Origin of the sequence: Pantoea sp. BAV 3049 (assembly GCF_009765445.1) — a bacterium.
Taxonomy (GTDB): Bacteria; Pseudomonadota; Gammaproteobacteria; order Enterobacterales; family Enterobacteriaceae; genus Erwinia.
Map to the genome: position 1 here is coordinate 2,835,299 of NZ_WHOY01000031.1, position 21,891 is coordinate 2,857,189.

Genomic DNA, 21,891 nt, shown 5'->3' on the forward strand with positions numbered 1-21,891 from the left:
ATAGCCTGGACGAATCGGATCAACAGGTAATTCCTTCTTCCTTTTACCCAATGATGCGGGCATCATAAGCGCCAATTCAGATTATTTTGTGATTCAAATCACATAAATTTTTGACCTTTGAGGAGAAACCTATGTTTGCAGTGATTTTTGGACGTCCTGGCTGTCCTTATTGTGTCCGTGCCAAAGAACTGGCCGAGAAGCTGACTGAAGAGCGTGATGACTTCAATTTCCGCTATGTGGATATTCACGCCGAAGGCATCACCAAGGCTGACCTGGAAAAAACCGTCGGCAAACCAGTAGAAACCGTGCCGCAGATTTTTCTCGATCAGAATCACATCGGTGGCTGTACTGATTTCGAAGCTTACGCGAAAGAGAATCTGGGCCTGTTCCAGTAAAATTCTTGCGGCTGGGAGCTTCCGGCAAAAAGAGGGTCGATATTGCTATCGACCCTCTTTTTTTATCTGCGTATTTTCACACCCGTTGCACCGTTCTTCCCTGCCGGGCCTCAGCCATGCGGATGCCAGAAAATGGTTCTCAACAGCATCACGGCCAGGGCTCCGGATCCGCACCAGAAAATCGCGCTGGCATCAAAAGCCAGCTCCTGCAGCAGATCGTGTCCCCACATTGAGTACCAGCGCATAATCGCCAGGCAGATTGGCGTACCGAGCAGAGCCCCCAACAGCGCCACCGTCAGCGGAGCCTCTTTCGAAGTCAGCGCAGCTACCGCTCCGGGAATGGTTAACATCAGCAAACCGGGACGCGCCTGCATTGCCGCGGCACCCTGGATAAACATGTCATAACGCACCGCCAGAAAGACAATGCAGTACAGGGCAAGACTGCTTATCACGCTTGTCCAGGACATACCCTTAAACATCATAGGATTTTCTCTCGGTAATTGATGTAGTCCCCTGGTCAGACAAACTCCGGACCATTTTCCCCGATGGTAAAAACTAAATACCGTTACAATTGTTCACGGCTTTTACTGGCTGAAATAGAATGAAGCGACTAAAATGGCGGCCGTTTTAACTGGCGCTGGGCTGTAATTCGCGGATAAACCTGAATGTTGCCGCTGCTCTGCTGGCAGTCAGGCAAATTTAGCGCAAAACGCCCTTTATTTCAACACGTTACTGGTAAACAAGAAGTTAAACCGTGAATATAAACGTCGCAGACTTGTTAAGTGGAAATGACATTCTGTTATTATTTGTCGTGCTGGCACTGGGATTATGTCTGGGTAAATTACGGCTGGGTTCTGTCCAACTGGGTAATTCCATTGGCGTTTTAGTCGTCTCTCTCCTGTTAGGCCAGCAGCATTTTAGTATTAATCCCAACGCTCTTAATTTGGGCTTCATGTTATTTATTTTTTGCGTAGGTGTTGAAGCAGGCCCCAACTTTTTTTCAATTTTCTTTCGTGACGGCAAAAATTATCTGATGCTGGCTTCGGTCATGGTCGGCAGCGCGGTCATTCTGGCGCTGGGGCTGGGTAAACTGTTTGGCTGGGACATCGGTCTGACCGCCGGGATGCTGGCCGGATCAATGACCTCCACGCCGGTTCTGGTGGGGGCCGGAGATACGCTGCGACAAACTTATCCTGCAGGCAGTCTGCTAAATGCGGCTCAGTCTAACCTCAGTCTCGGCTATGCCCTGACCTACCTTGTCGGCCTGGTCAGTCTGATCTTTGGCGCCCGTTACTTGCCCAAGTTACAGCATCAGGATCTGCCTACCAGTGCGCAACAAATTGCCCGCGAGCGGGGACTGGATCCTGACAGCCAGCGTAAAGTCTACCTGCCGGTGATCCGTGCCTATCGTGTGGGCCCGGAACTGGTGGCATGGACTGACGGTAAAAACCTGCGTGAACTCGGGATATATCGCCAGACCGGCTGCTATATCGAGCGTATCCGCCGTAACGGTATCCTGGCGAACCCGGACGGCGACGCGGTGCTGCAGCAGGGAGATGAAATTTCGCTGGTGGGCTATCCGGATGCACATTCCCGCCTCGATCCAAGCTTCCGCAATGGCAAAGAAGTGTTCGACCGCGATCTGCTCGATATGCGAATTATCAATGAAGAGATCGTGGTTAAAAATAACAATGCGGTAAATAAAAGACTCAGTCAGCTGAAATTGACCGATCACGGATGTTTCCTTAATCGGGTGATCCGCAGCCAGATTGAAATGCCTATCGATGACAGCATCATCCTTAATAAAGGCGATGTGTTACAAATTAGCGGCGAGGCACGCAGGGTTAAATCCGTAGCAGACCGAATCGGATTTATCTCAATTCACAGTCAGGTGACCGACCTTCTCGCCTTTTGTGCCTTTTTTATAATCGGACTGATGGTCGGAATGATCACTTTCCAGTTCAGCAGTTTTAACTTCAGTATTGGTAACGCGGCCGGATTATTATTTTCCGGCATTATGCTCGGCTTCCTGCGTGCCAACCACCCGACATTTGGCTATATCCCACAGGGTGCGCTGACCATGGTTAAAGAGTTCGGGCTGATGGTATTTATGGCTGGCGTGGGGCTCAGCGCCGGGAGCGGGCTGTCGCATGGACTGGGCGATACAGGGCTGCTGATGCTGGTTGCGGGGCTGGTGGTCAGTTTGCTGCCGGTGGTGCTGTGCTTCCTGTTTGGGGCTTACGTGCTGAAAATGAATCGCGCATTACTGTTCGGTGCCATTATGGGAGCACGCACCTGTGCCCCGGCCATGGAAATTATCAGCGATACGGCGCGCAGTAATATCCCGGCTCTTGGCTATGCCGGCACCTATGCAATTGCTAACGTTTTGCTGACCTTAGCCGGTACGCTAATCGTCATAATCTGGCCAATGTTTGGCGGCTGAAAATAATTTAAAAATTTCTGAGAACTTTTATAACGGGGCGCAGTCTTAATTAGTGCCACTGCTTTTCTTTGAAATCCCCAAATTGTGGAGCCCGTTAATCGAATGATTAGCGGGTTTTTTTCTATCTGCACTCCCTCCTCTTAATGTTTCCTTAATCGCTTTTCAGCACCATGCGCAGCTGCATTCACCTTCATCCGGTCGTCATGAAAACATCATCAAGTCTTAACGAAAGCTCAATCACTGGTTCAACCAGGAACAATGCTATTTATCTTCTTCCCCGACGCTTTTATCTTATCCAGCTGATATTGCTGGCGGTGACCGGTTTGGCCTTCACCTGGGTGTTCCGTAACGAGACGTGGGATTTTGCCCTGTCCCGGATGTGGTTTGACCCGGTTTCACAGCAGTTTCCCTGGAAGGAAAATTTCTGGCTGGACCTGATTAACCATCGCATAGCCAAAGATGCAGTGATTGCCATGGCGGTCATCGCGCTGGTGACAGGCGTAATCAGGCGGAATTGTCGCCTGGTGCTGGTTGCTTTGCTGACCGGCGTCGGCCCACTGGTCGTCGGCATCCTGAAGGCCACCAGCGCACACTCCTGTCCCTGGGACTTGATTGAGTTTGGTGGCAAAGCGGTGTCGTACCCGCTGTTTTCCGCCATTCCGCTGGACAGCGGTCCCGGGCGCTGCTTCCCCGGAGGCCATGCATCCAGCGGCTTTGGCGTAATGGCGTTGTTTTTCTGGTTCTGTCCGCAGCGTCCCCGGCTGGCATGGCTGTGCTTTTTCGCCGGTGCCGCGCTGGGTATGTTGATGGGTTATGGCCAGATGATGCGCGGCGCGCATTTTCTTTCCCACAATTTATGGGCTGGCTGGTGGGTCTGGCTGAGCCAATGTTTTACTTTCGGATGCGTGTCGTATCTGCTGAACAAGACGAGGAAATAACCATGCTGGAAGAGTTGAACCGGATGCTGTTTCTCTGGGTCAATGCCACGCCTGAATCACCAGGCTGGCTGATTTCACTGGCAACTTTTATCGCACGGGATTTGATCGCCATCGTGCCCCTGCTGATCGTTGCACTGTGGTTGTGGGGACCTGGAAGCCAGCTCACCTCGCAACGGGTGCTGGTGCTGAAAACCGGCATTGCCCTGATTTATGCGCTGGCCATTTCCTGGTGTATTGGCAATCTGTTCCCGCATCCGCGCCCCTTCGTTATCGGTCTGGGTCATCAGTTCCTGTCGCATGCGCCGGATGACTCCTACCCCAGCGACCACGGCACGGCTATCTTCACCTTCGCCATTGCTTTCCTCTGCTGGCATCGTGCCTGGTCAGGCGTGGTGCTGATGCTGGTCGGTACGGCGATCGCCTGGTCGCGCGTTTATCTTGGCGTTCACTGGCCGATGGATATGATCGGCGGACTGCTGGTTGGCATGCTCTCCTGCCTGTTTGCGCAGGTGGCATGGTATTTCTGTGGACGTCGCTTATTGCAAAATATTTCGTCCGTTTACCGGTTATTGTTCGCCCTGCCAATCCGCAAAGGTTGGGTTCGTGATTAAATAACTGTTGCGCATAGCCAGGGTGGATATGATTCCACCCTTTTTTATTTTTCAATTACCGCCAGAATTATTGCGCAACATCATGGTAAAAAAAGGAAATAGTATTGATTCGTTGCGCAAATGGATAATTCGCAAACAACCTGACGCAGAAGAATTACGCAACGTAATGATAATAAACAACTTAAATTTAAATTACTGGTTGTTTTTTAAACAGAAAATTGAAATTTATACAATGCACGCCGGTCACAATGCAGTTTAAATAACCACCAGAAAGACGATATACCAGAATATGAACCTGCATTAAAAAACAGAGATAGCGCATAACTCTGATAATAATTTCATAACTGTGATTACGATCGCCAGAAAGCGCCGATCTTCCACTTCCTTCTTCTCTGCCAGATGGTAGAGTGTCGCCGTCTGATACAGAGCCCTAAATTAAATCACGCTGCGTGGCTGTATTCAGCCTGCGCCCGGCTTTATTTACTTTATTGTTTTCAATCCGGAGAAAGTCATGGAATCATCTGAAGCCGTTACGCTGACACAGGACGTTGTCGATTCAACCAGCTGGCGTAAAAGCGATACAATGTGGATGCTGGGCCTGTATGGCACGGCGATTGGGGCTGGCGTGCTGTTTTTACCGATTAATGCCGGTATCGGCGGACTGGTCCCACTGATTATTATGGCCCTGCTCGCCTTCCCGATGACCTTCTTTGCTCACCGTGGCCTGTGCCGCTTTGTGCTGTCCGGCCGTGAAGCAGGCGAAGATATCACCGGCGTAGTGGAAGAACATTTCGGTGCCGGTGCCGGTAAGCTGCTTACCCTGCTCTACTTCTTTGCTATCTATCCGATACTGCTGGTTTACAGTGTGGCAATCACCAATACAGTGGAAAGCTTCCTGACCCATCAGCTGCATCTGCAGGCACCGCCGCGCGCCCTGCTGGCGCTGATCCTGATTGTCGGACTGATGACCATTGTTCGCTTCGGCAAAGAGATAATTGTCAAAACCATGAGCGTGCTGGTCTACCCGTTCGTGCTGGTGCTGATGGCACTGGCGCTGTTCCTGATCCCGCACTGGAACAGCTCAATCTTTGAACATGCCAGCCTGAGCGGTTCCGGCAGTAGCTTATGGATGACGCTGTGGCTGGCGATCCCGGTAATGGTGTTCTCGTTTAACCACTCCCCGATTATCTCTGCTTTTGCCGTGGCAAAACGTCAGGAGTACGGCGACGGTGCAGAGCAAAAATGTTCACGCATTTTGCTGCGCAGCCATCTGATGATGGTGGTGACGGTGATGTTCTTCGTGTTCAGCTGCGTTCTCAGCCTGTCACCGGAGAATCTGGCGGAAGCGAAAGCACAGAATATTTCGATCCTCTCGTACCTTGCTAACCACTTTGACACGCCGCTGATGGCATGGATGGCACCGATTATTGCGATGGTAGCCATCACCAAATCGTTCCTCGGCCACTATCTTGGCGCGCGTGAAGGTTTTAATGGCCTGATCGTTAAGGCTATGGGAGAAAAAGGCAAAAAGCTGCCGGAAAGCAGGCTGAACGGCGTGACCGCCATCTTTATGCTGATCACCACCTGGCTGGTGGCAACGCTGAACCCGAGCATCCTGGGTATGATCGAAACGCTGGGCGGGCCGGTGATTGCGGTGCTGCTGTTCCTGATGCCGATGTATGCCATCAACAAGGTTCCGGCGATGCGTCAGTACAGCGGTAAAATCAGCAACGTCTTTGTGGTGCTGATCGGCCTGATTGCCATCTCCGCGATTACTTTCGACCTGTTCTGATCCCAAAGAAAAGGGGCTGAGTATCAACCCAGCCCCTGAAATCAGTTAAACAATATTGGCACGAAACGAGCGCGACTCCGTCAGGAAAACCATTTCCCGAACCAGCCATTCATTTTCATCATCACGAAATCCCAGATGCGGCTGAAGAACCCGCCCTCGTTCACATTCTCCATCACCACCAGCGGCCGCTGTTCAATGGTTTTACCCTCCAACTGGAAATTGATAATCCCTACCACCTGATTCTTTTTAAGTGGCGCGGTCAGCTGTGGCTGCGACAGCGTAAAGCTGGCCTTGAGGTTTTTCATTTGTCCCTTTGGCAGCGTGACAGAAGCATCGTTAGCCACGCCAAGGTTGACCTCATTTTTATCGCCGTACCACACGCGCTGCGTTGAGAAAGGCTTATCGGCTTTAATCGGCGTCACCGTTTCATAAAAACGGAAGCCCCACGTCAGCAGTTTTTCACTCTCACGGAAGCGGATCGCATCCGTTGCCGCACCGAGCACCACTGAGATTAAGCGCTGATCGCCGTCGGTTGCTGAGGCCACCAGATTATTCCCTGCGCCATTGGTATGACCGGTTTTGATACCGTCCACGTGCAGATTGCTGCTCCAGAGTAGACGGTTACGGTTGTACTGTTTGATACGGTTAAAGGTGAATTCTTTCTCTTTATGCAGCGCATACTCGGCTGGCACATCACGGATGAGCGCCTGACCGAGCAACGCCATATCACGAGCTGTACTGTACTGCCCCTCCGAATCCAGCCCATGCACCGTCCTGAAGTGGGTATTTTTCAGGCCAAGCGCCTGCACATAGTTATTCATCAGGCTGACAAACGAGTCCTGGCTACCGGCCACGTAATCGGCCAGTGCAATACTCGCGTCATTACCCGACTGGATAACAATGCCTTTATTCAGTTCAGAAACCGGGATACGGTCGCCAGGCTTGAGAAACATCAGCGATGAACCCTGCAGAATCGGGTTGCCGGTGGCCCATGCATCCTTACCGACCGTTACCATATCGTCATTGGTGATCTTCCCGGCTTTAATCGCCTGGCCGATCACATAGCTGGCCATCATTTTGGTCAGGCTGGCCGGGTCAAGGCGATCGTCCGCATTGGATTCAGTCAGGACTTTGCCACTGTGGTAATCCATCAGGATCCACGCTTTGGCATCAATCTGGGGTGGTGCGGGGGCGTTTTCAGCCCGGGCAGGAGAGACGACGATCAGGAGCAGTGAAAGTGAGGCAGCCAGTGGAGCAAGACCGGCGGAAAGGCGAGTTTTCATCATGGCAAGACCCAAGTATCCATTTGAAAGATAAATATTTCTGGTGCTGGCGGGCACAGACCCACCTACGCTAACGCTTCTGAAGCTGAAAAAGAACAGCTTTACCGTAAAGTTTTTTGAAGTTTATTAGATAAATCTGGGATATGCCGCCGCTGGCGGCCTTTTTTTGGCACTTCCGCGTCAGCTGTGCCAGGTGAAATTCCGATTTTTCGCAGAACAGTTAAGCCGGTCACAAAATTCCGCTAACCTGAATACAGGTTGCCAGAGGAGTACTAACGATGGATTTAGCCCTGTTCGATCTTGATGAGACGGTTATCTGTGAAGACAGCACCGGCCTTTGGTTACGCTGGCTGGTCTCCCAGGGATTTGCCCCGGAGGCGCTGATAGAGCAGGAGAGAGCGCTGATGACCCAGTACTACCGGGGGTCGCTGTCGATGGAAGAGTATATGAATACCACGCTGTCCCCGCTGGCAGGAATGGCGACGCTGACGGTAGCGGGCTGGATAAGACGTTTTATCCACCGCGACATCATGCCAAGAGTTTACCCCTCAGCCCGCGAAAGAATGGCCTGGCACCAGGAGCGCGGCGATACCATTATTCTGGTCTCTGCCAGCGGTGAACATCTGGTGACACCGATTGCTCTGCAACTGGGTGCCCATGCCGCGCTGGCAATTGGTGTGGAAATTATCGATGACCGCTACAGTGGCCAGACCTATGGCACCATGACTTATAAAGAGGGCAAGGTCACGCGACTCAATGACTGGTTGTCGGTACAGGAGGATGTCCGGTTTAATCATACCTGGGCTTACAGTGATTCGATGAACGATTTACCGATGCTGGAACATGCCGACCACGCCCATGTTATTAACCCGAGTGAAAGCTTACACCAGTTAGCAAAACAGCGCGGCTGGGAAGTTTGCCGCTGGATGCGATAAGCGGGAGTATCGTTTTACCCTCATCTCAGTCCCTTCCCTCTACTCTCCCTCACGGGCACTTCTTTTAAAGTGCCCGGTTTTTTACATATTTCAGTTTACTGACTTTAAGTTTCAAGTCATGAGGCCGCTTTTAATCATCAACGAGGCTTAATGAGTTATCAAAGATACGTTTTATCCTGACCCGAGGCATTACCTCTACACACACAGATAAGTAATTAAAAGGAGAGAATTACCATGATGACCGTACGCACTTTATTAATTGGTTCGGTAGCCCTTATGCTCACCATTTGCATAATGACAGTTTCAGTACTGCTTTAACCGAAACATTGTTTTTTCTTTAATCCTGATGACCAGTTATAAACATCTCGCTGAAATCAACCTGTGTAAAACAGGCACTGTATAATTGCATGGGTGACTATCTTCTGTCAGAAGATGCAGTGAAAAATCGATATAAAACATAAAATTATTAAAAAAATAAAAACTTCATTGTACCCGTTAAGTTTCCCCTCCGGAGAGACGCTTTAAGAATACCAGCAGGAGTAAAAGCGCAATACTTCCAGCACGACCAGAGAGGTCAGGCTGACAGCATTGAAAGGATTTCTCTCTTTTGCAATCTGCACAATCTGAGGAGGATGCCACGGCATCTCTGTAAATCAGAAATTTTTTCAACTCATTTTTCAAAACAAGTAATTAAATGGAGAAAATTACTGTGCGTATTTCATTACTCGCTTCAGCCCTCACGCTGGCTGTTGCCACAATGTCCTTTACTGCCTCAGCTGCTGATACGGCGACGATGGCTGTGACAGGCACTATTACCCCCACCACCTGCGATGTCGCGCTGAGTGCTTCCTCTGTGGATCTGGGGAATATCCCTGCCACCGAGCTCCTGACAAAAGCCAACGATTATACTCAGGACTATCAATCGTTATCAGTCAGCTGTGATGCCGCAAGCCAGATCGCACTGCGAACCACCGACGATCGTGCAGCAAGTGCCTATACCAATGCCGACTTCCAGACTGTTTCTGCACTGACTTTGCCTGGCGTGGACCAAAACATTTTCGGTCTGGGGACGGATTCCGCTGATGGGAAAATCGGATCATTGCAGTTAGTGATTACCGCAGCCAACATTGACGGTACTGCCGCAACAGTGCTGGCCAGTACGGATAAATCCAGCTGGACTTCTCAAGGCAATAGTTATTTGCTGGCTAAAAATGGCTATGTTGCACTGACCACTAATGCGGGCGGTACCACACCGGACAGCTTTACTGAAGCGACCCTGACTCTTTCTCCACGAATCTATCTGAAACAAGGTTCAGCCTACCCGGCCGGCGAAGAGGTCAAAATTAACGGTAGCGTCACCTTCTCTGTAGTGTATTTGTAAACAGATCGTTGCAGTAATTTGAGGCTAACATTCTCAAGGTTAATTAACTTAATTTTATTTTCACAAATACCATAATGCCAGAGAAGCTGGCATTATTTCATTCTGCAGAAAAAGGACATAACTGACCAAATTAACCGATATAAATACACGCTATCAAAAAACAATACCGCATTTAACTTTTATTAAGATGAGGTATGTAACGATAGCCATCCGGGCAAGGAATCCGTTGATAAAAATCCGTAATGGAAGAGTCCATGAACAACCTGATGCAAAAAAAAATAGCCATCATGTTAAAAAGAAGTAATTAAATGGAGAAAATTACTCATGCGTAAATTAGTTATTGCGTCGGCTATCGCATTAGCGGCAAGTATATTAAGCCTTTCTGCTTTTTCAGCAGATACCGCCACGCTGGCAATTACCGGGACGATCACCCCTGCAACCTGTGAAGTGTCACTGAGTAATACCTCTCTGAGCGCAGGAAATATAGCGGCATCGAGCCTGACCAACGATGTTAATCAATTCGAGCCAGGAAACAGTACCTTATCTGTTGCCTGCGACGCAGCCTCTGCAGTAGCGATACAGACTACTGATAACCGTTCGGCTTCAGCGATGACAAAAGCTGAGGTAAGTTCGGAAATGAAGATAGATATAACGTCGATGACTGATGCGAATATTTTTGGTATTGGCAATGATTCTGCCGGTAAAAAGGTGGGGATGCTCGCTCTGGCAGTTGCCTCAGCCACGGCTGATGGCACAAGCAACAACAACCTGTTGAGCAGCAGCGACAAGAGCAGCTGGACAGCCAAAACGATTTCCCAGGCTACGCCAATACCACTGGAAAAAAACAGTTATTTCGCTTTAGCTGCCAGCAGCGGAGATACGGCCCCCACCACAGTGACCAATGCCACGTTTGAAATATCTTCGCTCCTGGTTTTAAAGAAAGCCGACCATTATCCGGGGGGTGAAAAAGTAGACATTGACGGCAATGTCACCTTCTCGCTGGTGTATTTATAATCCTTCTGGCGAGAGACGACAGCCCTTCGCTATTTTACGAGTCAGAAAATGACAACATTATCGAAACTCTTCTCTGCACTATTGCTTTTCCCGCTGTTGCTGAATACTGCGCAGGCCGCCGGAATGAGGCCAGAAGTCCCGGCCCTGTTTCTCGATGATGGCGGTCGCGAAGCCACCATCAATGTTCAGAATACTGACAGCTCCCTGGCTTTGTTGCACAGCAGCCTGCAAACCATTCCTGAAGACCGGGAGAACCTGTTAATTATCACCCCGCAACTGGCCCGCGTAAATGCCGGACAGAAGCAGCAGGTTCGCGTGATGCTGAAACAGGGCGTGATGCTGGACAAGCAGCGCATGCAGCGGATTAATTTTATTTCCGTGCCGCAAGATAACGGTAAACAAAATCGTACCCGAATTCTTATCGGTCAGAATATCCCGGTCATTATCTCACCGGCGAGCCTGCCGCAAAATCTGGAGCCATGGAAGTTACTGAAATGGCAGCGCAACGGCCAAACTATTCAGGTGGAAAATCCTTCAAAGTATATCGTCAGGATGACCGATAAGATCGATCTTTTACCGTCGAAAAACAGCATCAGCCTGAAAAAAACCTACCTTCTTCCCGGTGAGAAGGTTCTGCTTTCCCTGAAGGAATCGGATGCCAGCAAGATTAAAGAGATCCGTATCCATCCGGTGACTCGCTTTGGTGTGCTGACCACACCATATGTTATTTCCTTGTAAATCGCGCCCATAATCCTGATGAAAAAAACAGTGTTCTTTTGCAGCCTGCTCCTGTCATGTCATGCATTTGCAAAAGATAGTTTTGATCGGGAGATGCTACGCGATCTTGGCTATGATGATTCCGTTGGGGATTTGCTGGCGGAAGAAGCCCATTTTCTCCCCGGTCATCATCAGGTCACCCTTATTATTAACGGCCAGCAGAAAGGCAGCAAAGACTTGACTTTTGATCGCCAGGGCAAAGCCTGCTGGTCCAGCGCCCTCCTGGAAGAGCTGGGGATTACCCCGCGCGCTTTCACGTCCGCGGCAGAGAGTGACTGTCTGATTCCTGCCCCTGAGAATAACATCACTGTCATTGAGCATCCGGACAGAAACAGCCTGGAATTAAAAGTGCCGCCTGACGGGTTACAGGATCGGCTGCATTACGCCTCAGGTGGCAAAGCGCTGATCCTGAATTACGACGCTAATGTTTATCGTTATCAGCGGCAGTCCGCTAATAGCGCCACCAATCAGACGCTGACCAGCGAAGCAGGCATCAACTTTAATGACTGGATAGTACGCAGCGGACAGAGTTTTTCCACCTGGGGAGGGAAGAAAGATTTTTCCCGCCTTTATACCTATACCCAAAAGACCTTTACCAACCTCTCTTCGGTACTCCAGGCCGGGGAGATCTCGACTAATGATCCGGTTTTCGGCGGCATTAACCTGACCGGGGCACAGCTGTTTCCGGAAATGGCGCTGCAGGGCGGGAGTAACCACGCAACGATTGATACTGTTATCCCGCTGGCGGCAACCGTTGAAGTCTGGCAGCGGGATATCCTGCTAAAATCTTTTCGTCTCCCGGCTGGGGCTGTGACGCTGGAAGATATTCCGGTGCTCAATCGTCAGGACGATTTTATCCTCAAAATCCGGGACGATGCCGGTGGCGAACAGCAGCAGATTATCCCCTATGTTCAGGCAAGAACCGCGAGGGTATTCAGCTCAACGGGATTGAGCCTCGCAGCAGGTCAACTGCGTTTAAGTTCTGAGAAATTCCCGCTGGCTACAGCTTCTGCAGGCGTTTATCAGAATACCCGACTCTCGCTGGTGAGCGGAGGATTGGTCAGTCAGGATTATCAGTCAGCAGCCTGGCGAGCCGACATCAGGCTGACAGAGACCCTCCTGAGCACCCTGACCCAGACCCTTTCACTGGCGAAAGACAGCCAGGAGCAAAGCGGTCACGTTAAAGGAATTAAAAACCAGGCTTCACTGGCTTATCCCGTAACCGGGCATTTATCGGCAAACGCCGTGGCAAGTTTTTACAGCAAAAATTTCCTGGAACCGGGCAGCGCCATGACTTATCGCTGAAACGGGGCAGATCAAAACGCAGTATTCCACGGGTTTGAGCTATAGCCATCCCGTACTGGGAAGCCTGTCGCTCTCTGGCACCGTAACGCACAACTACCGTTCTTCCGATGTCATCGGTTACGTGATGAATTGGGGAAAAAGCATTGGCCGCACCAATATTAACGTTGGCCTGCAGAAAAACCGACTGACCACTGACGGCAGAGGCTATGACAATCGTTATCTCTATCTGAACCTTTCCATCCCGCTGGGCGAAAACCTCAGCCTCAGAAGCTGGGCCAGCAATACTCACAACCAGTCTCGCTATGGTGTTGGCTTTGATCAGACGGTCAATGAAAAGCTGACCTGGAACATGAACAGCGAGAAACGTTCACAACGCGATCCGTCCGTATCCGCCGCAGCGACCTGGACCAGTAAATACAGCAAGCTAAACGGCAGCGTTTCGAAAGGCGACAGCAACAGTTATTCCCTGGGCGCGCGCGGAGGAGCGGTAGTGCACAGTGAAGGGCTCACCTTCACCCCACGCCAGGTTTCCGATACGTTTGGCATCATTTCGCTTAACAGCAACCAGGCGGATGTGGAAATCACCACACCACGGGGCAAAGTGTGGACCGACCGTCAGGGCTACGCCATCGCCTCGTGGACACCCTGGCAAAAGAATACCGTGCAAATCAACACCCGCAGCCTGAAAAAAAATGTTCAGGTGCAGAGTGGTATTGCTGAAGTTACCCCTTACCGTGGTGCCGTCCTGCCGATCAGTTTACCGGCCCACGAAGTGCGCCGCGCGCTGGTTTCATTCGTGCCGGGCGTGCAGCTGGCTCCGGGATCGCCGGTCAAAAATGACCAGGCTGAGCTGGTTGCCTTCGTGAATGAAGATAAAACCATCTTTTTTGACGATCTGCCCGAGGGTGCTCTCTTTGGCCAGACCACAACAGGCACCCGTTGCCGGATTGAACTGAACAGCCCCTGGCAATACATGCCGGATACCCTTTACGCCGCTCTGACAGCGAGATGTGAATAATGAAAACCCAGCCCGTTCGCCACTCGCTGCTCGTTCTGTTGCTGAGCATTGCCGGTTTACCGCTCGCCCATGCTGAGTGCTCAGTTCAGTTGAGCGATGCTGTAATTGATTATGGATCGCAAACCCGGGGCGATTTGCTGCAGCAAAACGGGAACGAGCTGACGGCTGCGGAATTAAGCCTGGGTGAAGAGCGGATTATTGATGTCAACATCACCTGCGATCGTCCGGCTCCGCTCAGCCTGCAGTTCATTGCGCCAGCGCGGGACAGCCAGAGCTATAGTTTTGGCCGTTCAGGAAAAGCCGTGCTGAAACTCTATGATGCCTCCGTGGATAATCAACCGGCAGAGATTGCCAGTAATCTCGCCGGAACAGACCGCAGCCAGGCGATAATCCTGGCTGCCGATAAGCGTCTGACCTTCTGGCGGGAAGGTACCCGCCTTTCCGGCTCCTCACTGCGGGCTAAAGTGGCCATCAGCACTTATCTGCCTGCCGGTCAGACCCGCGTCAGCGACAGGCAAAGCTGGCAGTTAAACGGCAACTTCATCGTCAGCGATACGGAATAGGCCAGCGCCATTGTTATCGACTCAGCCCGACTTTCAGCAGCTTGCCGTCACTGTCGTCCGTCAGCACGTAGAGATAGCCATCCGGTCCTGTGCGCACATCGCGGATACGCTCTCCGCGATCTTTTAACAGACGCTCTTTCTCCACCAGATGCTCACCATTTACCGTCAGGTGGATCAGGCTTTTCTCTTTCAGCGCCCCGACGAACAGCGAGTTTTTCCACTCACTGAAGCGGTCGCTGTCATAAAACGCCATGCCGCTGACGGCCGGCGAAACTTTCCAGTAGAAAACGGGCTGTTCCGTTCCGGGGACTTTTCCCCCTTTTGAACCCGGCACTTTCTCACCGCTGTAATCGATCCCCCAGGTGGCGATCGGCCAGCCGTAGTTCATGCCTTTACGGGGAATATTCACCTCATCCCCACCCCGTGGACCGTGCTCCGTTTCCCACATTTCACTCGTCCAGGGATTCAGCGCCAGCCCCTGCGGATTACGCATGCCGTAGCTCCAGACTTCCGCTCTGGCATTTTTTTTACCGACAAAAGGATTATCTTTCGGAATGCTGCCATCGGCATTGAGCCGGATGATTTTGCCGGTCAGCGCCTCCGTGTTCTGCGCGCTTTCGGCCTGGAAGTTGTCACCGAAGGCTATCCACAGAGAGCCCTGACGATCGAATGCCAGCCGCGACCCCAGATTTGCCCCGCTGGAGAGTTTAGGTTCCTGCTGCAGGATCACTTTAAAGTCGCTGAGCTGGCTGTTCTCTTTGTTCAGCGTACCGTATCCCACCACTCCGCCTGCCCGTCCAGCGCTGTCGGCTTCCGTATAGCTGAGATAAACATGGCGGCTTTGGGCAAAATCAGGTGCCAGAGCCACATCCAGCAGCCCTCCCTGACGGTGCGCCCAGACTTTTGGCACACCGCCGATCGGTGGCGATAGCCCTTTCCCGGCCTGCCAGCGGCGCAGCTGACCGGAACGCTCAGTGATCAGCAGCCCCTGATTATCGGGCAGAAAGGCCACTGCCCAGGGATGATCCAGCCCTTTCTGCAACTGTTCGACAGTAACACTGGCAGCCAGCGCCTGCTGACCCAGCAGAAGGCAACCAGCCAGCAAACAGCCTTTAACTAAACGCGACATATCTTCCCTCCTGCGATTGCGCCTCCAGATACAGCACGCTGTTTTGCATCCGCTTATCGGTATAATCGCGGAAAACAGGGAGAGACTTCTGAAGCATAGCGGTCAGATGAGGCTTTGCCATTCTCAGGGTTAAAATGTGAATGTCCGCACTCTTCATATTGCTGTATAAATTTTGCTTCGACATCGGTAAAATCCCGCGCAAATTGCTGTGCTGAACTGGAAATGAGTAATGTCGCAAAATACAACAATGGCTCCCCGCGTCGGTTTCGTCTCGCTGGGCTGCCCCAAAAACCTCGTCGACTCTGAAAGGATCCTCACCGAGTTGCGTACGGAAGGATACGAAGTGGTGCCGCGTTATGATGACGCGGAGATCGTTATCGTCAACACCTGCGGCTTTATTGACAGCGCCGTGCAGGAGTCGCTGGAAGCGATTGGCGAAGCGCTGAATGAAAACGGCAAGGTGATTGTCACCGGCTGCCTGGGCGCAAAAGAGAACCAGATCCGCGAAGTGCATCCTCGCGTGCTGGAGATCACCGGACCGCACAGCTACGAGCAGGTGCTGTCGCACGTGCATCAGTATGTGCCCAAGCCTCAGCACAACCCGTTCCTCAGCCTGGTGCCGGAACAGGGCGTAAAACTGACGCCGCGTCACTATGCCTACCTGAAAATTTCTGAAGGCTGCAACCATCGCTGCACCTTCTGCATCATCCCTTCCATGCGTGGCGATCTGGACAGCCGTCCGATTGGCTCAGTACTGGATGAAGCCAAGCGCCTGGTGGAAGCCGGAGTGAAAGAGCTGCTGGTGATTTCTCAGGATACTTCGGCCTACGGTGTGGACGTGAAGCACCGCACCGGTTTCTGGAACGGATCGCCGGTAAAAACCAGCATGGTCAGCCTGTGCGAGCAGCTGGCGAAGCTGGGCGTCTGGGTGCGCCTGCACTACGTTTATCCTTATCCGCACGTGGATGACGTTATTCCACTGATGGCGGAGGGCAAAATCCTGCCGTATCTGGATATTCCCCTGCAGCACGCCAGCCCGCGTATTCTGAAGCTGATGAAGCGTCCGGGTGCCGTAGAGCGCACGCTGGAGCGCATCAAACGCTGGCGTGAAATCTGTCCGGAGCTGACGCTGCGTTCGACCTTTATCGTCGGCTTCCCGGGCGAAACGGAAGAAGACTTCCAGATGCTGCTCGACTTCCTGCAGGAAGCCCGACTGGATCGCGTGGGCTGCTTCAAATACAGCCCGGTGGAAGGCGCCACGGCTAACGATCTGCCCGATCAGGTGCCTGAATCCGTTAAGGAAGAGCGTTATGACCGCTTTATGCAGTTGCAGCAGGCGATTTCTGCCAGCCGCCTGCAGGAGAAAGTCGGCCGCGATATTCTGGTGATCATTGATGAAGTGGATGAAGAAGGCGCTATCGGCCGCAGCATGGCGGATGCCCCGGAAATCGACGGTGCGGTTTACCTGAACGGTGAGAAAAACGTCAAACCGGGCGATGTGATCCGCGCGCGCGTGGAGAATGCTGACGAGTACGACCTCTGGGCCACTAAGCTCTGATGTCCGTCCAGCCCGCTTTCTTAGCCAGCGGGCTGGTCGCTACCGATAATACCCTTGGTTTGCTTTGCAGCCCCCACTATTGGTCCGTCACCTTAACTGGCCACACCTCTTCATAACCCAGCCCCGTTAGATCCTCGACAACGGCCCGGCTTTCATTAGTGACATCTTCACGGAAACCGTGGTTTTTAAGGCGCTCCATTTCATCAACGAAGATCTTGTGCGTTCTCTTATTCAGGTGAAATGTGAATGCCTGCCACAGTGCCAGCAGCAGCAAGCCGACAGTCCCTGCAAAGAGGGTAATCGCGATGGTATTGATGGCCTCCTGCGGTTGGAACTGACTTCCCTTAATCAAGCCACCAAACTGCAGAACTAAGCCAATCACAAAAGTCGCTATCGCCAGGGTCGTTTTACGGGAAAACGTCATTACTGCGGCAAAAAATCCTTCCCTGCGCTTCGGCGAAAGCCCGGCAAAAGTCGTGTAATAAAATAATAACCAGGCACCCATAACAGTAAAGGCTTCGCCCCCCATTATATCCGTGAGTCCATAACCAATACTGACGGGCATTGTAATCTTACGTGTGACACCAGACATGATTTCATCCTTCCTGGAGAATAATTAATCTATCCCTGACAACGAAATTATCTGGATCAACTTATACGCGAAAAACAAAGTCTACTACCATACATGAACATAAATAATATTTGTGAACGGAGTCTGAAAAATACCCCATAACGAAACACTCTTCAGCCAGTCGGAAGCCGTTTTCAGCCGTATTGCGCCTGATGCTTTTTTTTACGGGCAAGATAATCTTTATCCGCGCGGATTTTGTCCCACCAGCCTTTGAAGATAGCGGCGGAAGCCGCTTTCTCCTCATTCACGCTAAACGGCAGCAGCTCGCCGTCCGGCCCATACTTTTTTCCGCCTTTATGATTGGCGTAGCGGCGCGCACGGGTATAACCCATCTGGATAAATTTGCGCGCCATATCCATGCCGACAAAGTCATCCGCTACGCGATACTCTTCAAACAACCGCATAATCTCCTGCGCTGAAGCTTCGGCCATTGCCGGTGTTTTGAAGCGCCAGTGCGGCAGGATTTCGCTCTTATAAGGTTCAACCATCAGTACGCCCTGCTCGCCCCGCCCGACCTGGTAGCGATCCGGATGCTGGCGAAAGTCAGTATTTTTGAAGTCCTGCTGGTAATCAAACGCCTTCATCCCGCTCCTCCTTAAAACCTGGCCCGGAAATGGCCAGGCGGCTACTCGTTGTCAGTCAGATCTTCAGTTTAGGATCGAGCGCGTCGCGCAGGCCATCCCCCAGCAGATTAAATGCCAGCACGGTCAGAAAAATCGCCAGGCTGGGGAAAATGGCTACGTGCGGAGCCATCACCATATCGGCCCTGGCCTCGTTCAGCATCGCGCCCCATTCCGGCGTGGGCGGCTGTGCCCCCAGCCCCAGAAAGGAGAGGCTGGCTGCGGTGATAATCGAGGTGCCGATACGCATGGTGAAATAGACCACAATCGAAGAGATGGTTCCCGGAAGAATATGGCGCATGATGATAGTGACATCAGAGGCGCCGATACTGCGGGCCGACTCGATATAGGTCAGATGCTTCAGCACCAGCGTGTTGCCGCGCACCAGGCGGGCGAAGGCCGGGATGCTGAAAATCGCCACCGCAATAATCACGTTGGACATGCCGCTGCCCATAATCGCCACCACGGCAATCGCCAGCAGAATACCCGGGAAAGCAAACAGCACGTCACTGATACGCATAATGATGCGATCCCACCAGCCTTCATAATAACCTGCCAGCAGGCCAAGAAAGGTGCCAGTCGCCGCGCCCAGCGCCACCGAGAAGAAGCCGGAGATCAACGAAAGCCGGGTTCCCAGTAGCACGCGGCTGAAGATATCCCGACCCAGCGAATCCACGCCGAACCAGTGCATTGCCGAAGGCCCTTCGGTCAGGCGGTCATAGTCAAAATAGTTTTCAGCATCGAACGGGGCGAGCCAGGGCGCAAAGATCGCCACCACAATTAACAGCACCACAAACACACCAGCCGCCATTGCCACCGGCTGACGACGAAAACGCCGCCAGAACTCCCACCAGGGCGTGCGCACGCGATGCTGATTAATGGTTGGCATGGCGGACAAAGCCGCTTTACGTCGCCAGTTTTTCATCGCGGGTCCTTATTTGTAGCGTATTGCCGGGTTAATGGCGGCATACAGCATATCGACAATCAGATTGATCAGAATAAACTCCAGCGAAAACAGCAGCACTTCAGCCTGCACCACCGGGTAATCGCGCATTTCTACCGAGTCCACCAGCAGACGACCCAATCCGGGCCAGTTGAAGACCACTTCCACCACGATCGAGCCACCCAGCAGGAAACCAAACTGCAGCCCCATCATGGTGATGACCGGGATCATCGCGTTGCGCAGGCCGTGCTTCACCACCACCAGCGACTCGCGCACTCCTTTGGCACGCGCGGTGCGCATGTAATCTTCCTGCATCACTTCAACGAAGGAGGCCCGGGTAAAACGGGCCATCACTGCGGCTACGGCAGCCCCGAGGGTGATGGACGGTAAAATGTAGTGCTGCCAGCCATCAGCCCCGACGGTCGGCAGCCAGCCCAGCTCAACGGAGAAGACCTGCATCAGCAGCATTCCCAGCGCGAAGGCAGGAAAAGAGATCCCTGACACCGCCAGCGTCATGCCGAGGCGATCGGGCCAGCGATTGCGCCAGACAGCAGAAACGATGCCGATAGCCATGCCAAAAATCACCGACCACACCATGCTGCTTAGCGTAAGCCACAGAGTGGGTAAAAAACGCTGCGCGATCTCCGAGGAAACCGGCCGTTTGGAGACCATCGACTGACCAAAATCGCCCTGTACAGCGTCACTGATAAAGTGCCAGAACTGATGGATTAATGGCTGATCCAGCCCGAGCTGCTGACGCACCAGCGCCACCACCGTGCTGTCCGCTTCCGGCCCGGCCACCAGCCTTGCCGGATCGCCCGGCAGCATATGAACAAACAGGAACACCAGCACTGCCACAATCAGCAGCGTGGGGATCAATCCCAGCAAGCGTTTAATAAAATAGTTGAGCATAAGTTATCCTGCGCTTATCACAGCCGCGCCTCTCACAGGGAGAGGCGCGGTTGGTTTCCAGCGGGGGTTTACTTCAGATCGGCGTCATCAAAACTGAATGAGGTATCAGGCATGACGTAGAAACCGGTCAGGTTTTTGGTGTTGGCTGAAACCAGTTTCTCCACCACCAGCGGTGCCCACGGCTGATCTTTCCAGATGAGGTCCTGAGCATCTTTATACAACGCAGCTTTTTTGGTGCCATCGGTCGTTTTCAGCGCGTCGTCCAGATCTTTATCCACCTGGGTATTACTGTAGAACGCGGTATTAAAGATGGCTGGCGGCCAGGATCCGGTGGCAAACAGCGGCGTCAGCGCCCAGTTGGCTTCGCCGGTAGAGGCTGACCAGCCGGTGTAGAACATCCGGACGCCGCTCTCTTTCTGCCCTTTGTCTTCCACTTCTGCCGCACGCTGTCCGGCATCCATCGCGGTGATCTTCACTTTTATCCCCACCTGCGCCAGCTGCTGCTGGGTAAACTGCAGCACTTTTTGCGCGGTACTGTTGTTATGTGAAGACCACAGCGTGGTGCTGAAACCGTTCGGGAAGCCTGCTTCCTTCAGCAGCTCTTTCGCCTTCGCCGGGTTATATTCCGGCGCCGGGTAGCTTTGCGAATACTGAATGGAAGGCGGCACAATTCCCGTCGCCGGAGTGGCGTAACCGGCAAAGGCCACTTTCACCAGCGCCTGGCGGTTAATGGCGTAGTTGATCGCCTCACGCACTTTGGCGTTATCAAACGGCTTCTGCGTGACGTTAAAGCTGAGGTAACGCTGCATGATCGAAGGCGAAGTCACCAGCGCCAGCTTGCTGTTTTTCTCCAGCAGTTTGGCCTGCTCGTAAGGGATCGGGAACGCAAAATTCGCTTCACCGGTCTGCAACATGGCCGCACGAGTGTTGTTGTCGATCACCGGACGCCAGGTAATGGTATCGAGTTTCGGGTACCCCTTCTTCCAGTAGCCGTCGAATTTCTTCACCTTGACGTAATCGGTCTGGTTCCAGTTATCCAGCACGAACGGTCCGGTCCCCACAGGATGGAAGCCGATTTCCTTACCGTACTTTTTCAGCGCGGTCGGGGAGATCATCGCCGCCGCCGGGCTGGCCAGGGTGTTGATAAACGCGGAGAACGGCTGTTTCAGCGTGATTTTCACCGTGGTCGGATCGACCACTTCGGTGGTGGCAACGGACTTGAACAGGTTATAGCGCTTCAGGTGGTTGTCCGGATTGCTGGCACGATCGAGGTTGACCTTCACCGCCTCAGCGTTGAAATCCGTGCCGTCCTGGAACTTCACGCCGCTCTTAAGCTTAATGGTGTAGGTCAGCCCGTCTTTGCTGGCGTCATAACTGTCCGCCAGCACGTTGACCAGCTTCATGTCCTTGTCGAAACCAAACAGCCCCTGATAGAAGGACTTGGCGACTGCCTGCGACAGCGTATCGTTTGCGTCGTAAGGATCGAGCGTGGTGAAGTTGGAGCCGACGGCGATCACCGCGTCTTTCGCTGCCCAGGCCGGTAGGGCAGCAAAACTGCTCAGTAAGCCGGCAGTGAACAGTATGCGCTTGCTTTGATTCATCATTTTGCGTGTTTCTCCTGTCGTTCCTTGTTGTCGTTTTAC

General features: G+C 52.5%; 21 protein-coding genes and 1 pseudogene. 13 read left to right on the forward strand and 9 right to left on the reverse strand.

All coding sequences use genetic code 11. The features are described 5' to 3' along the window. Positions 1-131: 131 nt before the first annotated feature. Positions 132-395 (forward strand): GrxA family glutaredoxin, encoded by a 264-nt coding sequence (locus GSQ70_RS14255; RefSeq protein WP_158783152.1) that lies wholly within the window; start codon positions 132-134, stop codon positions 393-395. A 110-nt stretch (positions 396-505) separates the two neighbouring features. Here GSQ70_RS14255 and ybjM read toward each other — a convergent pair whose 3' ends face one another. Beyond that, positions 506-877 carry an inner membrane protein YbjM gene (ybjM, locus tag GSQ70_RS14260; protein WP_233268309.1) on the reverse strand — a complete coding sequence of 124 codons (372 nt, stop codon included), beginning with the start codon at positions 875-877 and terminating at the stop codon, positions 506-508. Positions 878-1,149: 272 nt separating this feature from the next. Here ybjM and GSQ70_RS14265 point away from each other — a divergent pair, with 272 nt between their 5' ends. From GSQ70_RS14265 to GSQ70_RS14280, 4 genes are all read left to right on the forward strand, one after another. Continuing rightward, the gene (locus GSQ70_RS14265; protein WP_158783153.1) at positions 1,150-2,838 is read left to right on the forward strand and encodes an aspartate:alanine antiporter; all 1,689 of its coding nucleotides are present in this window, start codon (positions 1,150-1,152) and stop codon (positions 2,836-2,838) included. A gap of 203 nt (positions 2,839-3,041) precedes the next feature. Next, a complete protein-coding gene (locus GSQ70_RS14270) occupies positions 3,042-3,776 on the forward strand; it encodes a phosphatase PAP2 family protein (RefSeq protein WP_158783154.1) in 735 nt (244 codons plus the stop codon). Between the two features lie 5 nt (positions 3,777-3,781). Next, positions 3,782-4,387 (forward strand): undecaprenyl-diphosphate phosphatase, encoded by a 606-nt coding sequence (gene ybjG, locus GSQ70_RS14275; protein WP_158785319.1) that lies wholly within the window; start codon positions 3,782-3,784, stop codon positions 4,385-4,387. Between the two features lie 511 nt (positions 4,388-4,898). Further along, on the forward strand, positions 4,899-6,179 hold the full coding sequence (locus GSQ70_RS14280; protein ID WP_158783155.1) for an HAAAP family serine/threonine permease: 1,281 nt from the start codon (positions 4,899-4,901) through the stop codon (positions 6,177-6,179). 80 nt (positions 6,180-6,259) lie between these two features. Here GSQ70_RS14280 and GSQ70_RS14285 read toward each other — a convergent pair whose 3' ends face one another. Beyond that, complete coding sequence (locus GSQ70_RS14285) at positions 6,260-7,465, reverse strand: serine hydrolase (RefSeq protein ID WP_158783156.1); 1,206 nt, start codon at positions 7,463-7,465, stop codon at positions 6,260-6,262. A 275-nt stretch (positions 7,466-7,740) separates the two neighbouring features. On the opposite strand from GSQ70_RS14285, the gene GSQ70_RS14290 reads away from it, so the two are divergent. The 7 genes from GSQ70_RS14290 (at position 7,741) to GSQ70_RS14320 (ending at position 14,455) form a co-directional block, all read left to right on the forward strand. Beyond that, positions 7,741-8,397 carry an HAD family phosphatase gene (locus tag GSQ70_RS14290; protein WP_158783157.1) on the forward strand — a complete coding sequence of 219 codons (657 nt, stop codon included), beginning with the start codon at positions 7,741-7,743 and terminating at the stop codon, positions 8,395-8,397. Between the two features lie 709 nt (positions 8,398-9,106). After that, positions 9,107-9,778, forward strand: a complete 672-nt coding sequence (locus GSQ70_RS14295; RefSeq protein WP_158783158.1) for a DUF1120 domain-containing protein — start codon at positions 9,107-9,109, stop codon at positions 9,776-9,778. A 324-nt stretch (positions 9,779-10,102) separates the two neighbouring features. Further along, on the forward strand, positions 10,103-10,792 hold the full coding sequence (locus GSQ70_RS14300; RefSeq protein WP_158783159.1) for a DUF2574 family protein: 690 nt from the start codon (positions 10,103-10,105) through the stop codon (positions 10,790-10,792). Positions 10,793-10,840: 48 nt separating this feature from the next. Then, on the forward strand, positions 10,841-11,530 hold the full coding sequence (locus tag GSQ70_RS14305; protein ID WP_158783160.1) for a fimbria/pilus chaperone family protein: 690 nt from the start codon (positions 10,841-10,843) through the stop codon (positions 11,528-11,530). A gap of 93 nt (positions 11,531-11,623) precedes the next feature. Then, on the forward strand, positions 11,624-12,874 hold the full coding sequence (locus GSQ70_RS26235) for a fimbria/pilus outer membrane usher protein (RefSeq protein WP_158783161.1): 1,251 nt from the start codon (positions 11,624-11,626) through the stop codon (positions 12,872-12,874). Between the two features lie 10 nt (positions 12,875-12,884). Further along, on the forward strand, positions 12,885-13,892 hold the full coding sequence (locus GSQ70_RS26240) for a fimbria/pilus outer membrane usher protein (RefSeq protein ID WP_255455439.1): 1,008 nt from the start codon (positions 12,885-12,887) through the stop codon (positions 13,890-13,892). After that, on the forward strand, positions 13,892-14,455 hold the full coding sequence (locus tag GSQ70_RS14320; protein WP_158783163.1) for a hypothetical protein: 564 nt from the start codon (positions 13,892-13,894) through the stop codon (positions 14,453-14,455). Before GSQ70_RS26240 ends, GSQ70_RS14320 begins: the two co-directional genes overlap by 1 nt. Positions 14,456-14,468: 13 nt before the next feature. On the opposite strand, the gene GSQ70_RS14325 is transcribed toward GSQ70_RS14320, so the two are convergent. Together GSQ70_RS14325 and GSQ70_RS14330 are read right to left on the reverse strand one after the other, a co-directional pair. Then, positions 14,469-15,584 carry a PQQ-dependent sugar dehydrogenase gene (locus tag GSQ70_RS14325; protein WP_158783164.1) on the reverse strand — a complete coding sequence of 372 codons (1,116 nt, stop codon included), beginning with the start codon at positions 15,582-15,584 and terminating at the stop codon, positions 14,469-14,471. Continuing rightward, positions 15,568-15,768 carry a hypothetical protein gene (locus tag GSQ70_RS14330; protein WP_158783165.1) on the reverse strand — a complete coding sequence of 67 codons (201 nt, stop codon included), beginning with the start codon at positions 15,766-15,768 and terminating at the stop codon, positions 15,568-15,570. Before GSQ70_RS14330 ends, GSQ70_RS14325 begins: the two co-directional genes overlap by 17 nt. 45 nt (positions 15,769-15,813) lie before the next feature. Here GSQ70_RS14330 and rimO point away from each other — a divergent pair, with 45 nt between their 5' ends. Next, positions 15,814-17,142 carry a 30S ribosomal protein S12 methylthiotransferase RimO gene (gene rimO, locus GSQ70_RS14335; protein ID WP_158783166.1) on the forward strand — a complete coding sequence of 443 codons (1,329 nt, stop codon included), beginning with the start codon at positions 15,814-15,816 and terminating at the stop codon, positions 17,140-17,142. Positions 17,143-17,218: 76 nt separating this feature from the next. Here rimO and GSQ70_RS14340 read toward each other — a convergent pair. The 5 genes and pseudogenes from GSQ70_RS14340 to gsiB form a co-directional block, all read right to left on the reverse strand. Continuing rightward, positions 17,219-17,605: pseudogene (locus tag GSQ70_RS14340) on the reverse strand (MFS transporter); the annotation flags it as partial. A 302-nt stretch (positions 17,606-17,907) separates the two neighbouring features. Further along, positions 17,908-18,357 (reverse strand): DUF4385 domain-containing protein, encoded by a 450-nt coding sequence (locus GSQ70_RS14345; protein WP_158783168.1) that lies wholly within the window; start codon positions 18,355-18,357, stop codon positions 17,908-17,910. Positions 18,358-18,412: 55 nt separating this feature from the next. Then, a complete protein-coding gene (gene gsiD / locus GSQ70_RS14350) occupies positions 18,413-19,318 on the reverse strand; it encodes a glutathione ABC transporter permease GsiD (RefSeq protein ID WP_158783169.1) in 906 nt (301 codons plus the stop codon). Between the two features lie 9 nt (positions 19,319-19,327). After that, positions 19,328-20,248, reverse strand: coding sequence for a glutathione ABC transporter permease GsiC (gene gsiC, locus GSQ70_RS14355; RefSeq protein ID WP_158783170.1), 921 nt, complete (start codon positions 20,246-20,248; stop codon positions 19,328-19,330). A gap of 68 nt (positions 20,249-20,316) precedes the next feature. Next, on the reverse strand, positions 20,317-21,852 hold the full coding sequence (gene gsiB / locus GSQ70_RS14360; protein WP_158783171.1) for a glutathione ABC transporter substrate-binding protein GsiB: 1,536 nt from the start codon (positions 21,850-21,852) through the stop codon (positions 20,317-20,319). Positions 21,853-21,891: the final 39 nt, after the last annotated feature.